The sequence below is a fragment of the Armatimonadota bacterium genome (assembly GCA_031459765.1).
GTDB lineage: Bacteria > Sysuimicrobiota > Sysuimicrobiia > Sysuimicrobiales > Kaftiobacteriaceae > Kaftiobacterium > Kaftiobacterium secundum.
In genome coordinates this window covers 59,247-73,933 of sequence record JAVKHY010000007.1, presented here as the reverse complement: position 1 = coordinate 73,933, position 14,687 = coordinate 59,247, and the positions used below count along the sequence as shown (strand labels likewise).

The window sequence follows — 14,687 nt, the reverse complement described above, 5'->3', positions numbered from 1 at the left end:
CCCGCGCGGCATCCGGCACCGGAGCGGTGCGGCGGTCAACCGCCCAGCACCATCTCCCGCACCCATCCGCGCATCCTCCCCCAGAAGCTGTGGCCGTTGGCCTGCCGGACGGTGCGCGCCGCGCGGTGGCGCACGCCGTAGAGCACCAGGCCGACGGCGGTGGCATAGATCGGACTGCTCACGGCGTCGGTCAGCCCGCCGACCTGCTCGGGCAGTCCGACGCGAGCGGGCAACTCGAGCTTCTCGCCGGCGAAACGGGCGATCCCGCGCAACAGCGCCGTCCCCCCGGTGAGCACGACTCCCGCCGGCACGAGGTGGGCGTAGCCGCTGCGGCGGATCTGCAGCCGGAGCAGGTTGCAGATCTCCTGCAGCCTCGGCTCGATGATCTCGCACAGCACGCGCCGCGGCAGGATGCGCGGTTCCCGGTCGCCGACGTTGAACACCTCGATCAACTCGCCCTCGCTGGCCTCGGCCGGGGTCGCCGCGCCGAAGCGGATCTTGAGTTTTTCCGCTTCGGCCACGGGCGTGCGCAGCCCCACGGCGATATCGCTGGTGAGGTGGTGCCCGCCGATGGGCAGGATGGCCGTGTGGGTCAACCCGCCGCCGGCGAAGACGCCCAGGGAGGTGGTGCCGCCGCCGATGTCGGCGATGACCACGCCCAGCTCGCGCTCGGCCGGAGTGAGCGCCGCCTCGGCGGAGGCCAGCGGTTCGAGGACCACCTCCTCGATCTCCAGCCCCGCGCGCTGCACGCACTTCGCCAGGTTGGCCAGCACCGTGGAGGTGCCGGTGACGATGTGCGCCTCCACCTCCAGCCTGGCTCCGTACATCCCCACCGGATTGCGCACGCCGTCGTGACCGTCCACGACGAAACCGCGCGGGAGCAGGTGGACGATCTCCCGGTCGCTGGCGGGCAGCGCGGCCATGCGCGCCGCCTCCACGACCCGCTCCACATCGGCGGGGGCGATCTCGTGGTCCGCCCGACTGATGGCCACCACGCCGCGGGAGTTGGTCGAGGCGATGTGCTCCCCCGACACGCCGACGTACAGCGCGGAGATCTTCATGCCGGCCATGCGCTCGGCGCGCTCCACGGCCTCCTCAATGGCCCGGGTGGTCGCCTCCAGGTCGACCACCACCCCCTTGCGGATCCCCGACGAGGGGACGAGCCCCACGCCGGCAATCTGCACCTCTCCCTCGTCGTCCACCTCGCCGACGACGGCGCAGACCTTTGTCGTCCCGATATCCAGCCCGACGATATGCTCGTTCCGCGATGCCATCGGCTGTCACCAGCTCTCCGCCGGCAGGAGCGCCCTGCTAGATATGGTAGAGACCGGCCGTGCCCTCCTCCAGATCTTGTGCCAACATTCCCTCCCTACCGGCGTTCTCCTGCCCCGTCCTCCACAGCCGATCCCAGGACCACATTGCCGGCAAAGCGCAGATCGAGGGAGCGCACGGGGAGGCCCCGGGCGCGCACCGCGTCCAGCAGAGGAGCCAGTCCCGCGGCGCGTTCCCGCAGACCTTTGAGCGACCCCAGCCTGACGGTGATGCGGTCGGCGGTGACCAGGATCAGGTCTCCGGTGTGCTCCCGATGCAGGACGATCCCCGGGGTGATCACCTTCGCCGGAAGGGCGGAGAGCGCGGCAAGCGCGGGTCCCAGCCGGGGATCGGGCAGACGGTCTCCCTCCCGCACCCAGGCCGGGTGCAGCCCTGCCGCTTCCACGATCGGCAGTCTGCCCGGGGTCGTCCGCCCCACGATGACGACTCCTGAGGGGTCCACCACGTAATACCGCCCGCGGAGGCGAACCGCGGCAAAGGGCCGCCGCTCCACGACGCGGATCCTCGCGCGTCCTCCCAGTTCCAGGGTCACCTGGGCCGCTTCGACGGCGGGCAGCGACGCCACCCGCCGGGCAACCCGCTGCGGGGGGCTGCCGAGGAGACGGTCGCCTGGGCGCAGCCCGCTGGCCGCGACCACCGTCTCGGCGGGGATCGACGTCGTCCCCAGGACCGCTACCTCCCGGATGACAAACCAGGAGGACGACGGCAGCGACGCCGCGGCCAGGGCCACGGCCATCACGGTGCCGAAACGGAGCAATCGGGCAGTCCTCGCCAGGGGAAACCGGGGGGCGACGGCCGCGTCCTCCGCGGGAGGGGAGGCGGCCGGATGGGCGCGGACGGCGGAGAGGGTGGCCATAGCGGCGATGGATGCGACGTTGAGTGGGCGACGGCTGTTATGCTGTCAGGTCAACGCTTTTCTGTTTAGAACTCCCCCAGGAGTTTGATCTCCGGTTCCAGTGCTACCCCGAACTTCTCCATGACCGCCCGGGATACCTTGTCCATCAGCGCGAGGACGTCGGCGGCGGTGGCCGATCCCGTATTCAGGATGTAATTGGCGTGGATCTCCGAGACGCGCGCCCCCCCGACGGTCAGTCCTTTGGCCCCGGCGGCGTCGATCAGCCTGCCGGCGTGATCCCCGGGAGGATTGCGGAACACGCATCCCGAGCTGGGCGGACCGATGGGCTGGGTTTCTCCGCGCCGGCGCAGCCACTCCTCGGTGCGGGCCCGCACCGCCTCCGGCGTACTCGGCTCCAGCTCCAGGGTGGCCTCAAGGACGACGGCCGGTCCCCGCTGCAACGCGCTGGACCGATAGGCGTACTCCAGCAGGGGGGGATCCAGCACGCGCTCGCCTTCGGGCGTGATGACCCGCACCGCGCGGACCACCTCCTCCATGGCGTGGCCGTGGGCGCCGGCGTTCATGACCACAGCGCCGCCCATCGATCCCGGGATACCGGCGGCGAACTCCAGCCCCGCGAGGCCGCGGGCGGCGGCCTCGCGGGCGAGGTGGGGAAGCCCCACCCCCGCTTCGGCGACGACCCGTCGGCCGCTGAACGTCGCCCGATCCAATCCCTTGCCGACCTTGACCACGACGCCGCGGATGCCCCGGTCGGAGATCAGGACATTGCTGCCGGCGCCCAGGACGAGGAACGGAATCCGCTCCGCGAAGAGGTAGCCGGCCACCCTGCGCAGCTCCTCTACCGAACGGGGGATGAGGAGGATGTCGGCCGGCCCGCCGATGCGGAAGCTGACGTGCCTGCTGAGCCGCTCCTGCTCCCTGACCTCGCGGCAGAAGGCGCGCAGGATTCCGGCCAGCTCCTGGGTCGTGGTCGCCACGGGCGGGTTACCGGGCCTCCGGCGCGGCTGCCGGCGGGGGGACGGCGAGGGCGGGCTCGCCTGCTTCGTGGCCTCCCTCCCCGTAAGGCCGAGCCGCCTGAAGGGCTGCCACCAGCCGGTCGGCGATCTTCCAGACGTCGCCGGCCCCAAGGGTAAGCACCAGATCCCCCGGGCGCAGCCGGGGCGTCAGGTAGTCGACGACCGCTTCGAGCCGGGCGATGAAGGTCACCGGCCGTCGGGCCCGTACGGTGTCGACGATGAGCGCGGCGCTCACGCCGGGAATGGGCGGCTCGTCGGCGGGGTAGATCTCCGTGATCACCAGTTCGTCGGCGTCCTGGAAAGCCTGGCTGAACCGACGGTAGGTGGTCTTGGTGCGGGTGTAGCGGTGCGGCTGAAAGACGGCGACAATACGGCGGGTGGGCCAGGACTCCCTGGCCGCGCGCAGCACGGCCGCCACTTTGATCGGGTTGTGCGCGTAGTCGTCCACCACCATGATCCCGTCCACCTCGCCCCGCACCTCGAAACGGCGGCGCACGCCGGGAAACGTTTCCAGGGCCCGGGCCACCTGGTCGAAGGTGAGCCCGACTTCCACTCCCACAGCCGTGGCGGCCAGGGCGTTGCGGACGTTGTACCGCCCCGGCACGGGCAGCATCACCCCCCCCAGCGCGCGACCCCTGCGGCGGAAGGTGCAGCGTGTGAGGCGGCCCTCCATGCTGTGGATCTCCGCGGTGTATCCGGCGCGCGACTGCAGACCGTAGGTGTGCACCGGCGCGGTCACCTCGGGGACCAGCCGGCGCACATGGGGGTGGTCGCTGCACATCACGGCAAAGCCGTCCGCGGGCAACTGGCGCAGAAAGCGCGTGAAGGTCTCCGTCAACCGCGCCACGGTGCCGTAGTAGTCCCGGTGGTCGGTGAAGTCGAGGCTGGTCACGACCGCAGCCGAAGGACGCACGTACAGCAGGGAGCCGTCGCTTTCATCCACTTCCGCGACGATGTGCCGACCGGCCCCGAGACGGACGTTGCCGCCGAGGCCTTCGACGTCCGCGCCGACCAGGGCGGTGGGGTCGCAGCCGCCCGCGGCCAGCACGTGGGCGGTCATCGCCGTGGTCGTGGTCTTGCCGTGGGTGCCGACCACGGCGATGCCGAACCGGCCCGTGAAGAGCTGCCCCAGCACCTGGGCGCGGTGGAGGACGGGGATGCCCCGGTAGCGCGCGGCGACGATCTCCGGGTTCAGATCGGGCACGGCGCGGGAGGCGACGACGATGTCGGCGCCTTCCACGTGGGCGGCGTCGTGCCCGATGTGGACGGTCGCCCCCAGGGCCTCCAACCGGCCAACGGCCTCGGACGAACGCAGGTCGCTGCCGCTGACGCGGTATCCGAGGGACAGCAGGACGTGCGCCACAGCGCTCATCCCCGCGCCGCCGATGCCGACAAAGTGGACCCGTTGCTGCCGATCGATCACGCCCGCTCCTTGTGGGCCGCGTCCCTGACCAGCGCGGCCACGGCGGCGGCCGCGCCGGGGCGTCCAAGTCTGCGGCTCGCTTCCGCCATCGCCCGCGCCCGCGGGGCATCCTCGCGCAGGGCGTCGATCACCTCCGCCAGACGCGCCCCCGTGAGGTCGCGGTCGGCGATGACCACGGCGGCGCCGGCGCGTTCCATCAGACGCGCGTTGGCGTCCTGGTGTCCTTCCGCCGCATGGGGATAGGGCACGACGACGGCCGGGAGCCCGTTCGCCGTCACCTCGGCCAGCGTCCCCGCTCCCGCCCGGCAGACGACCAGGTCGGCGCAGGCGTAAGCATCGGCGACATCCTCAATATACCCCACGGCGACGTAGCGCGGCGTCCGGATCTGCGCCGCCCGCCGGGCGACCCACTCAGCCTGTCCTTTACCCGCCTGATGCAGCACCTGGACAGCGTCGGGAGCCCGCAGCGCCCGCGCCGCTTCCAGCATCGCCTCGTTCAGGCTCCGCGCCCCCTGGCTGCCGCCCAGCACCAGGACGGTGAACCGCCCGGCCTCCAGGCCGAAGCGGGCCACCCCCCGGGCACGGTCCCCGCCCGTCGCCCCGCGGCGGATGGGCACCCCGGTGACCACCCCCGCCGGCAGACGCGCCCAGACGGTCTCGTGGGGGATCGACACCCGCGCGGCGAGGCGCGCCAGCATCCTGGTGGTCAGACCGGGGACGAGGTTCTGCTCCTGCAGGACCACCGGCACCCGGAGCATCGCCGCCGCCACCCCGACGGGGGCGGAGACGTATCCCCCGGTGGCCAGGACCACCTGGGCGCGGAAGTCCCGCAGGATCCGCGCCGACTGCACCGTTCCGACGACGAGCGCTCCGAGGGCGGTCAGGACGCCCGGCGTGACGGTGCGCGGGATGGGCCGGGCCGCAACGGCGCGCAATGCCCAGCCCGCCTGGGGAACAAGCTGCGTCTCCAACCGCGAACCGCCGACGAAGAGGATCTGAACGGCAGGCTCCTGCTCGCGCAGCGCCTCGGCGACGGCCAGCGCCGGGTAGATGTGGCCGCCGGTTCCTCCGCAGGCGATTACGACACGCATCCGGCTAGCCGGGCCCGCGCGCCGGGGCGAAGTCGGATGCGGCGGCGCCGGGAGGGGTGGTGCCGGTGGCGGCGGTGGCGTCCCGGCCGTACTGGGAGATGTTCAGCAGGATCCCGACGGCAATCATCGTGAACAGCATCGACGACCCGCCGAAACTCACCCAGGGCAGCGGCACGCCGGTGATCGGCAGGACCCCCGAGGTCACGCCGATGTTGATGATCGCCTGGATGAGGATCATCGTGGTCAGCGCCGCGGCCAGCAGGCTGCCGTAGCGGTCCGGCGCGCGGCGCGCCACCCGGTAGCCGCGGAGGGCGAACAGGCCGAACAGGAGGACGACGCCCCCCGTGCCGACCAGGCCGAGTTCTTCTCCCAGGATGGAGAAGATGAAGTCGGTGTGGCGTTCCGGCAGATAGAAAAACTTCTGCCGGCTCCCGCCCAGCCCGACCCCGAGGACGCCGCCGGATCCCAGCGCCAGCAACGACTGGATGATGTGAAAGCCCGCCCCCTGCGCGTCCGCCCAGGGATCGAGGAAGGCCAGGATGCGCCGCCGCCGGTACTCGGCCGAGCCGATGGCCAGGGCCAGCAGTCCCAGCGCCGGAACGGCGAGGGCGGCCAGGTGGCGGAGTCGGACCCCGGCCACGAACAGCATCGTCACCGTCAGCAACCCGAGCAGCATCGCCGTTCCGAGATCGGGCTGAAGCAGGATGAGGCCGGCGGCGGTTGCGGTGACCACGACCGGGGGCAGCATGCCGCGCCAGCTGTCCAGATACGGCCCGCGATGGGTGAGGAAGTTGGCCAGGTACAGCGCCAGGATCACCTTGAAGCTCTCCGACGGCTGGAAGGCGATGGCGCCCCCGACGGTGATCCAGCGCCGCGCCCCCCCGGCCACTCGGCCGATTCCGGGGATGAGGACCAGCACGAGCAGGCCGATGCCCGCCGCCAGCAGCACGGGTGTCAGGCGGCGGAGGGCGGGGTAGTGGATGTGCCGGGCGACCCCGAGCGCGGCGCTTCCCAGCAGGACCCAGAGGACCTGGCGTTTGAGGAAGAAGGCGGGGTCGCCATAGCGCTGCCCGGCGACGATGGAACTGGCGCTGTAGACCATGACCAGACCCAAACCGGCCAGGGCGATGACGGGGAGGATCAGCCAGTAGTCCGGCGCGCGCCGGTGCAGGTGGTCCATGGGCGGTCCGTCGTCGGGTGAGTCGTCAGCGACATCCTGGTGCAATGTTGCGTCAGACCTTCTGAGTTTCCTGCCCGACGAGGGCGATGAACCGGTCGCCGCGCTCGCGGTAGTCGCGGAACTGGTCGAAGCTTTCGCAGCCCGGGGAGAGCAGCACGGCTTCCCCGGGCCGCACCGCGGCGGTCGCTTCGGCCACGGCGCGGTCCAGGGTGCCGACCGTCCGCACCGGCACCGGCAGCCCGGCCAGCGCCTCGGCCAACTGTGGAGCGCAGGCCCCGATGAGGAGGACGGCGCGGACCGGCGATCGGCGCAGGGCGTCCGCCATGGGCCGGAACTGCTCGGGGGTGGCCTGCGGGCGGGCGCCACCCGCGATGAGGATGAAGGGGCGGTCCATGCTGGCGACGGCCGCGGCCGCGGCGGTCGGGTTGGTGGCCAGGGAATCTTCAAAGAAGCGTACGCCGCCGCGCTCCGCCGCAAGGCGCAGGCGGTAGGGCAGCCCGCGGAACTCATCGAGGGTTTCGGCGATGGCCGGCGCGGACGCCCCGGCCAGGGCGGCGGTCAGCGCGGCGGCCAGCGCATTCTCCACCGCGTGAGCCCCGGGCTGTCGCAGCAGGGAGACGGGCAGGGATTGATGGAGACGGCCGCGGACGATCACGATCGACCCCGCCTCGATGAAGGCGCCCGGGGCGACACGACCGAGACGGCTGAAGAAGTAGGGATTGCGGGCCCCGGCGGCCATCGCTTTCGTGTGGGGATTGTCGGCGTTGAGGACGGCCACGTCCTCCGGCCCCTGGTGCCGCAGGATCCCGGCCTTCGCCTCCACATACGCCTCGAAGGAACCGTGGTCGTCGAGGTGGTGCGGGGCGATGTTCGTCACGACGGCGATGCGGGGACTGTAGGGCAGCCCGACCAGCTGACGGTTGCTGATCTCCAGGACGAGCCAGTCCGTGGGGCGGAGGTCGTCGAGAAAGTACAGCATCGGGACGTGGGAGCGGTCGTTTCCCGAGAAGAACGCCCGTCCCAGGGTCCGCTGCAGCATCTGGTGAACGAGATAGGCCACGGTGAACTTCCCGTTCGTCCCCGTCACGCCGATGATCGGGCCGGGACACTCTTCGAAGAACAGATGGGTCATCGAGCTGAGCGGTACCCCGCGCTCGGCGCGCCGGGCCACGGGGGCGTTCTGCGGGTAGCGGAACCAGGACTGCGGGACGAAGATGACCTCTGCGCGCTCCAGCCCCTCCAGGTAGCGGTCCCGCCAGCGGAAGGTGATCGGATACGCCAGCAGGCGGGCGGCGGCCTCCCGCCGTGGCCCGGGCGGCAGCCACGGGTGTGTCCGGTCGAACTCCCGCTCGAACTCCTCCGGACCGTGCAGGGCGTGAGCGGTGATCGTGGTGATCCCCCGCCCCACCAGGAAGTCGATCACCGCAGACCCCTCCGTGCCGGAAAAGCCGAGGACGTGAATCTCCTTCCCGCGGTACCAGGCCAGCCGCGACCGGGCCGTCACGCCAGCACCGCCAGCCCGGCCAGGGCGGCGAACAGCGCCATCAGCCACAGCCGCGTCACCGTCTGGGTCTCGGTCCACCCGGAGAGTTCGAAGTGGTGGTGCAGGGGCGCCATCCGGAAGATGCGCTTGCCGCCCGTGCTCTTGAAGTAGGCGACCTGGAGGATGTCCGAAGCGGCCTCCAGGACGAAGACCAGCCCGACCAGGAAGAGGAGGAGTTCCGTCTTGGTCAGGATGGCCAGCAGGGCCAGGACGGCGCCGAGGGCGTTGCTGCCCACATCGCCCATGATGACCTGCGCGGGGTGGGCGTTGAACCACAGGAACCCCAGACAGCTCCCGGCGACGGCGGCGGCAAGCGCGCTCAGCTCCGGCCGGCCGACGTGCAGGGCGACCGCGGCGTACGCCGCGGCGGCGATGGCCACCGTCCCCGCGGCCAGGCCGTCCAGGCCGTCGGTGAGGTTGACCGCGTTGGCAAAGCCTACGATGTAGAGCACGGCGAAGACCACGTACCCCCACCCGAGGTCCCACGACCCGAGGCCGGGCAGCGACAGCGCCGTCCCCAGGTCCGGGCGGCGGGCGACGTAGAGGGCGACCGGGGCGGCGAGGAAGAGCTGGAGCGCCAAACGCTCGCGGGCCCGGAGGCCGATGTTCCTGCGGCGGCGGACTTTCAGGAGATCGTCCAGGCCGCCGACCAGACCGTACCCCGCCGTCACCAGGAGGGCGAATGCCGGGCCCGGGGACAGCCGCCCCAGGGTGAGCAGCGTCGCCGCAACGATCGCCGCGATGATGAAGGTGCCGCCCATCGTGGGCGTCCCGGCCTTCGCCCGGTGGCGGACCGGCGCTTCCTCACGGATGGCCTGGCGGACGTGCAGCATCCGCAGCCGCGGGATCGCCCAGTAGCCGAGGGCCGTGGTCATCACGGCGGCCAGCGTCGCGGCCAGCGCGGGAGACGGCGTCATGAGCCGCGGGAGGCGACCAGGGCTTCGACGATCCGTTCCATCGCCAGCGCCCGGGAGCCTTTGACGAGGACGACATCGCCGGAACGGAGGAGACCGGGGAGGCGCTCCACCGCCGCCTCCACGGAGGGCAGATGAACGATCGCCTCGGGGAGCATCCCGCCCGCCGCCGCGCCTTCGGCGATCCAGGCGCCCCCTTCGGCGACGGCGACGAGCAGGTCGATCCGGCGGCGGGCCAGGGCCGCGCCGACGTCGCGGTGCAGCTGCGCGGAGCATGACCCTAGCTCTTTCATCTCACCCAGCACCGCCACCGTCCGCCGCCCCCCTCCCACGAACTCCAGGACTTCAAAGGCCGCCTCCATCGACGCCGGACTGGCGTTGTAGGCGTCGTTGACGATCAGAAGATCCCCTGCCCTCACCGGCTGCAGCCGCATCTTCGGCGGCACGTAGCGGCCCAACCCGCGGGCAATCTCCCCCACGGGCAGGCCCATGGCCACCCCCACCGCGGCGGCGGCCAGGGCGTTGTAGACGTTGTGGCGCCCCCAGGTCCGCAGGCGCACCTCCTCCATCCCTCCGCCCGTCACGAGGAGGAAGCGGACCCCCGCCGGCTCGTGGACGATCTCCCCCGCCCGGATCTCCGCCGACGGACCCAGACCGTAGAAGAGGATGCGGACGCCGGCAGGCGGCCGCATCCCGGCGACCAGCGGATCGTCGCGGTTCAGAATCGCCGTCCCTCCGGAAGGCAGTCCGGCCACCAGTTCCTCCTTGGCGCGGGCGATGTTCTCGCGCGAGCCGAGCAGCTCCAGATGGGTCTCGCCGACGTTGGTCACCACGCCGATCTGCGGCTGCGCCATCTCGACCAGCAGGGCGATCTGCCCCAGCCCGCGCATCGCCATCTCGATGACCGCCGCCTGGTGGCGGGGCGTCAGACCGAGCAACGCCAGGGGCACACCGATCTCCGCGTTCCAGTCGTCGCGCGTGCGCGCCACCGTGAACGCCGATTCCAGCACCGCCGCGCTCATGGCCGCCGTGCTGGTCTTGCCCACGCTGCCCGTCACGCCGATCACCGTGACCTCCAGCGTGCGCCGGTAGAACCGGGCCAGCGCCCCCAGCGCCGCCAGGGGATCGGTCACCACCACCACCGGACCGGGCGGCAGACCGGGAACGCGCCCGGCCAGCGCGGCGGCGGCTCCGCGGCGAAAGGCCTCGGGAATGAACTCGGCCCCGTCGGCGCGGGGACCCTTCAGCGCCACGAAGAGGTCGCCCGGCCGCAGCGTCCGGGTGTCGGTGCTGATACCGGTCACCGCCGCCCGCCTGCCGTCCCCGAGGGGGTCCACCACCCTGCCGCCGGTGACCTGGACGATCTCGGCCACCGTCAACCGCATCAGGGTCGCGCCGCCAGCCGGGCGCGCAACGCGTCGCGGGCGACGCGCCGGTCGTCGAAGGGATACCGCACGCCGCGGATTTCCTGGTAGGGCTCGTGACCCTTGCCCGCGATGATGATGAAATCCCCGGCTCCCGCCACCTCGATCGCCCGGGCGATGGCCCGGGCCCGGTCGGGCTGCACCTCGATGTTCCGGCGGTCTTCGACGCCGCTCAGGATCTCCTCGATGATCGCCTCCGGATCCTCGCTGCGGGGATTGTCGGAGGTGACGATGGCCAGATCAGCCAGCCGGGCGGCGATGGCCCCCATCTTCGGCCGCTTCGTCCGGTCGCGATCTCCCCCGGCACCGAAGACGACGATGGTGCGCCCCCGCACGAAGTCGCGCGCCGCACGCAGAACATGCTCCAGCCCGTCGGGGGTATGGGCGTAGTCCACCACCAGACCGAACTCCTGCCCTTCGTCCACCGGCTCGAAGCGGCCCGGGACGCCCGGGAACGTCTCCAGCGCCCGGCCGATGTCGTCGAGAGTGACCGTCAGGGACCCGGCGGCGGCCGCGGCGGCCAGCGCGTTGTACACGTTGAAGCGCCCCCGCAATCTCGTCCGGACGCGCCGGTGTCCCTGAGGTGTCTGCAGGGTGAAGACGGCCCCTTCCGGCCGCAGCTCGACGTCCGCGGCCCGGACGTCCGCGCGGCGCTCGAGACCGTACCGGACCACGGCGGCGCGGCTGGCCGCCGCCATCGTCTCGCCGCTCGGATCGTCCGCGTTGACCACGGAGAGTCCGTCGGGTTCCACCATCTCGAAGAGCCGCCGTTTGGCCGCCCGGTAGTCGTCCAGAGTCTTGTGAAAGTCCAGGTGATCCTGCGTCAGGTTCGTGAACACCGCGGCCGAGAAGCGCGTCCCCGCGACGCGGTGCAGCGCCAGCGCGTGCGAGGCCACCTCGGCCACGACATACGCCGCGCCGGCGTCGGCCATCTCCCGCAGCAGACGCTGAAAGTCGTGGGCCTCCGGGGTCGTGCGATCCAGCGCCGCGACGCGCTCTCCAAGTTGCGCCCCCATCGTCCCGATGACCCCGCAGGACCGCCCCGCGCCCCTCAGCATCGCCTCGATGAGGTAGGCCGTCGTGCCCTTGCCGTTGGTCCCGGTCACGCCGATGACGCTCAGGTCCCGCGAGGGGTGGCCGTAGAAGGCGCAGCTGAGGTGGGCCAGGGCCAGCCGGGTGTCGGGGACGGTGACCACGGTCACCGGGTCGGGCACAGCGACCCGGTCCTGCACCACGACGACGGCGGCGCCGCGGGAGACGGCCTCAGAGACGAAGGTGTGCCCGTCGTGGGTGAAGCCGCGGACCGCCACGAAGAGGGCGCCCGGCCCCGCGGCGTCGTGGCGCGCCGCAAGGTGCGTGACCTCGACATCGGTCCGCCCGCGCACGGTCGCCCCGTGCAGGTCCTGCAGCAGGCGATCCAGACGCATCATCGTCATTATACCGGGGGCGGACGCGGGCCAGACGCCTACGGCGGGAACGGCCGACCGACCCCGGTGCGCGGTGGGATGCGCAGGTACCACAACGTCTGCGATGCGACCTCGCGGAACACCGGGGCGGCCACCTCGCTGCCGTAATAGGCTCCGTGGGGCTCGTCCAGGATGGCGAGGATGGCGAGGCGCGGGGCGTCGGCCGGCACGATACCCACGAACGAGGCGACGTAGCGGTCGGGATCGTAGCCCCCCCGGGGGGCGGCCTTCTGCGCCGTGCCCGTCTTGCCCGCCACCTGGTAGCCGTCGATCCGGGCCAGCCGGCCGCTGCCTTCTTCCACGACCTTGACCATCATCGCCAGCACGGCGGCGGCGGTCTCGGCGCGCACGACGCGGCGGGCCGGTCGCCCGTCGGCCGCGGCGGTCAGGCGGCCCGCCGGATCCCGCACCGCCCGCACGACGTGCGGGCGCGGCAGCCACCCTCCGTTCCCGAGGGCGGCCACCGCGGCCAGCAGCTGGACCGGCGTCACCGAGATCCCCTGGCCGAAGGAGATGGTCTGCAGCGTGGGCGGCGCCCATCCCTGGAGCGGAGGAACGAGGCCCCCGACCTCCCCGGGCAGGTCGACGCGCGTCGGCGTCCCGAAGCCGAAGGCCCGGACGTAGCGGGAGAAGACGACCCGGCCCAGCCGCGTCGCGACCTGCGCGGAGCCGACGTTGCAGGAGTTCTTGATCACATCGCCCAGCGTCTGGGCGCCGTGCCGGCGCCCCCCGGCGTCCCGGATGATCCGGTCGCCGACGCGCAGGAATCCCGGGCAGGCGAAGGTCTCGGTGGGGCGAACCGCTCCCGAATCCACCGCGGCGGCGGCCAGGATCACTTTGAACGTCGATCCGGGTTCGTAGACCTCGCTGATGGCCCGGTTCACCCACCGTTCGGGCGCCGCGGTGCCCGCGGCGGCGGGGACAAAGGTGGGTCGCAGCGCCAGCGCCAGGATCTCGCCGGAGCGGACATCCATGGCCGCGACCAGCCCGGCCCGCGCGTGCGTCCGGCTCATCGCGCCCTCGAGCGCCCGTTCGGCGATGTGCTGGACGACCTGGTCGATCGTGAGCAGGAGATCCGACCCGTCCACCGGCGCCTCCACGATGCGCTGGGTCTCCACCAGAATGCGGCCCATCCCGTCGTGGGCCGCCACCGCCTCGCCGGGCCTGCCGCGCAGCAGGCCGTCGTAGCGCAGTTCAACCCCGGCCAGACCCTGGTTGTCGATGCCGACAAACCCCAGCACGTGGGCGGCCAGGGCTCCGTTGGGGTAGGCACGGAGGTCTTCGACGCGGTAGCCGATCTGCTCGTCCAGGTCCAGGGCCTTCATCCTGGCCACGACCTCGGGCCGGACCTTGCGCGCCAGCCACACGAAGTATCGGCCGCGCGCCAGACGCCGCACGAGTTCCTCGGTGGAGAGGCCGAGGACCGGGCCCACCCGGGCGGCGAAGGCGCCGGGGTCGGAGATGGCCGCGGGCACGGCGTAGATACTGGTGGCCTCGACGTTGATCGCCAGGGGACGCCCACGGCGGTCCAGCAGCCGGCCCCGGTGAGGCTCCAGCGCGATCGTGGCCAGTTGTTGACGCTGGGCGATCCCGGCGAGGTACGCTCCGCGGACCACCTGGAGGTGGACCAGACGCACCAGCAACAGCCCCAGGGCTGCCGTCAGGAGGACGGCGAGGGTCGTGATCCGGCGCCGGATCAGGACGCGGTGGTCGACGTCAAGGGATCGTACCGCTGGTGAGCCGGCGAAACGGAGGCGGGGATGTCGGACGCGGGCTCGCGGCCCGCGGCGTCCTGCGCGGCGCGCGCCCGCCGCTCGCGCCGCGACTCTTCCGCCTCGACGATCCGCCGCAGCGCCTCTCTGGCCGTCATGACGCACCTCCTTCATCCACGGCGGTCAGTGCGTCTCGCCGGCCGCGGCCTCGCGTCCGAAGAGCAGATCGGCCATGCGCTGCCATGCGCTCGGCGGAGGAGCGACGGGGGCGGCCACGGCCGGGGCGGGCAACGCCAGCGCCTGGACCTGCGTCGGCGCCGGGTACACCATCCCGAGTTCCAGACGGGCAATCCGCTCGATCCGCGCCGGCGACTTCAGGCCCGTGGCGACGACAAGGAGGCGGGCGTGTTCGGCCTGCAACCGCTCCACATCCGTCCGCAGCGCCAGGATGGCGTACCCGGTGCGGGCGGCGGAAGCACTCTGGCCGACATAGGCGATGGCCGACGCGACGACCAGCGCCGCCGCCACCAGCGCGCGCGTCAGGGGGGTAAGGCGGCGGCGCCGCGTCGCGCGGCTCCGCCGCTCGGGCGCGCCCCGCTCCGGCCAGAGGACCGGATAGGTTCGTGTGCGTGTCGCTACCGCCAGCATCGCGCTACTCCCGTCACCGCCGTCCACATCGTCGCGACCGCCGTCGGCATGCGGGGCAGGGCAACCGGAGGTCGGTTGCCGG

At 72.2% G+C, this 14,687-nt stretch carries 13 protein-coding genes; all 13 read right to left on the bottom strand.

Features of this window, described 5'->3' with window-relative positions:
- Positions 1-35: 35 nt before the first annotated feature.
- Positions 36-1,274 carry a cell division protein FtsA gene (gene ftsA, locus QN141_09535; protein MDR7558716.1) on the bottom strand — a complete coding sequence of 413 codons (1,239 nt, stop codon included), beginning with the start codon at positions 1,272-1,274 and terminating at the stop codon, positions 36-38.
- Positions 1,275-1,369: 95 nt separating this feature from the next.
- Complete coding sequence (locus tag QN141_09530; protein ID MDR7558715.1) at positions 1,370-2,188, bottom strand: FtsQ-type POTRA domain-containing protein; 819 nt, start codon at positions 2,186-2,188, stop codon at positions 1,370-1,372.
- Positions 2,189-2,253: 65 nt separating this feature from the next.
- Positions 2,254-3,165: a UDP-N-acetylmuramate dehydrogenase gene (murB, locus tag QN141_09525; protein MDR7558714.1), complete on the bottom strand. Its 912-nt coding sequence runs from the start codon at positions 3,163-3,165 to the stop codon at positions 2,254-2,256.
- Positions 3,166-3,172: 7 nt separating this feature from the next.
- On the bottom strand, positions 3,173-4,627 hold the full coding sequence (murC, locus tag QN141_09520; GenBank protein ID MDR7558713.1) for a UDP-N-acetylmuramate--L-alanine ligase: 1,455 nt from the start codon (positions 4,625-4,627) through the stop codon (positions 3,173-3,175).
- On the bottom strand, positions 4,624-5,718 hold the full coding sequence (gene murG, locus QN141_09515; GenBank protein MDR7558712.1) for an undecaprenyldiphospho-muramoylpentapeptide beta-N-acetylglucosaminyltransferase: 1,095 nt from the start codon (positions 5,716-5,718) through the stop codon (positions 4,624-4,626). Before murG ends, murC begins: the two co-directional genes overlap by 4 nt.
- A 4-nt stretch (positions 5,719-5,722) precedes the next feature.
- Complete coding sequence (ftsW, locus tag QN141_09510) at positions 5,723-6,898, bottom strand: putative lipid II flippase FtsW (GenBank protein ID MDR7558711.1); 1,176 nt, start codon at positions 6,896-6,898, stop codon at positions 5,723-5,725.
- Between the two features lie 52 nt (positions 6,899-6,950).
- Entirely contained in the window at positions 6,951-8,402 is a 1,452-nt protein-coding gene (gene murD / locus QN141_09505) for a UDP-N-acetylmuramoyl-L-alanine--D-glutamate ligase (GenBank protein ID MDR7558710.1), read from the bottom strand.
- On the bottom strand, positions 8,399-9,358 hold the full coding sequence (gene mraY / locus QN141_09500; GenBank protein MDR7558709.1) for a phospho-N-acetylmuramoyl-pentapeptide-transferase: 960 nt from the start codon (positions 9,356-9,358) through the stop codon (positions 8,399-8,401). The genes murD and mraY overlap by 4 nt, the downstream gene beginning before the upstream one ends.
- Entirely contained in the window at positions 9,355-10,740 is a 1,386-nt protein-coding gene (gene murF / locus QN141_09495) for a UDP-N-acetylmuramoyl-tripeptide--D-alanyl-D-alanine ligase (protein MDR7558708.1), read from the bottom strand. Before murF ends, mraY begins: the two co-directional genes overlap by 4 nt.
- Positions 10,740-12,209: a UDP-N-acetylmuramoyl-L-alanyl-D-glutamate--2,6-diaminopimelate ligase gene (locus tag QN141_09490; GenBank protein ID MDR7558707.1), complete on the bottom strand. Its 1,470-nt coding sequence runs from the start codon at positions 12,207-12,209 to the stop codon at positions 10,740-10,742. Before QN141_09490 ends, murF begins: the two co-directional genes overlap by 1 nt.
- 35 nt (positions 12,210-12,244) lie before the next feature.
- Positions 12,245-13,882: a penicillin-binding transpeptidase domain-containing protein gene (locus QN141_09485; GenBank protein ID MDR7558706.1), complete on the bottom strand. Its 1,638-nt coding sequence runs from the start codon at positions 13,880-13,882 to the stop codon at positions 12,245-12,247.
- 59 nt (positions 13,883-13,941) lie between these two features.
- Positions 13,942-14,115 carry a hypothetical protein gene (locus tag QN141_09480; protein ID MDR7558705.1) on the bottom strand — a complete coding sequence of 58 codons (174 nt, stop codon included), beginning with the start codon at positions 14,113-14,115 and terminating at the stop codon, positions 13,942-13,944.
- Between the two features lie 25 nt (positions 14,116-14,140).
- Complete coding sequence (locus QN141_09475; protein MDR7558704.1) at positions 14,141-14,605, bottom strand: cell division protein FtsL; 465 nt, start codon at positions 14,603-14,605, stop codon at positions 14,141-14,143.
- Positions 14,606-14,687 lie beyond the last annotated feature (82 nt).

What these genes read in the sequence shown, in the direction of transcription:
- ftsA (MDR7558716.1), bottom strand. Translation starts at nt 1,274, where the DNA reads ATGGCATCGCGGAACGAGCATATCGTCGGGCTGGATATCGGGACGACA.
- QN141_09530 (MDR7558715.1), bottom strand. Translation starts at nt 2,188, where the DNA reads ATGGCCACCCTCTCCGCCGTCCGCGCCCATCCGGCCGCCTCCCCTCCC.
- murG (MDR7558712.1), bottom strand. Translation starts at nt 5,718, where the DNA reads ATGCGTGTCGTAATCGCCTGCGGAGGAACCGGCGGCCACATCTACCCG.
- ftsW (MDR7558711.1), bottom strand. Translation starts at nt 6,898, where the DNA reads ATGGACCACCTGCACCGGCGCGCGCCGGACTACTGGCTGATCCTCCCC.
- mraY (MDR7558709.1), bottom strand. Translation starts at nt 9,358, where the DNA reads ATGACGCCGTCTCCCGCGCTGGCCGCGACGCTGGCCGCCGTGATGACC.
- murF (MDR7558708.1), bottom strand. Translation starts at nt 10,740, where the DNA reads ATGCGGTTGACGGTGGCCGAGATCGTCCAGGTCACCGGCGGCAGGGTG.
- QN141_09490 (MDR7558707.1), bottom strand. Translation starts at nt 12,209, where the DNA reads ATGATGCGTCTGGATCGCCTGCTGCAGGACCTGCACGGGGCGACCGTG.
- QN141_09480 (MDR7558705.1), bottom strand. Translation starts at nt 14,115, where the DNA reads ATGACGGCCAGAGAGGCGCTGCGGCGGATCGTCGAGGCGGAAGAGTCG.
- QN141_09475 (MDR7558704.1), bottom strand. Translation starts at nt 14,605, where the DNA reads ATGCTGGCGGTAGCGACACGCACACGAACCTATCCGGTCCTCTGGCCG.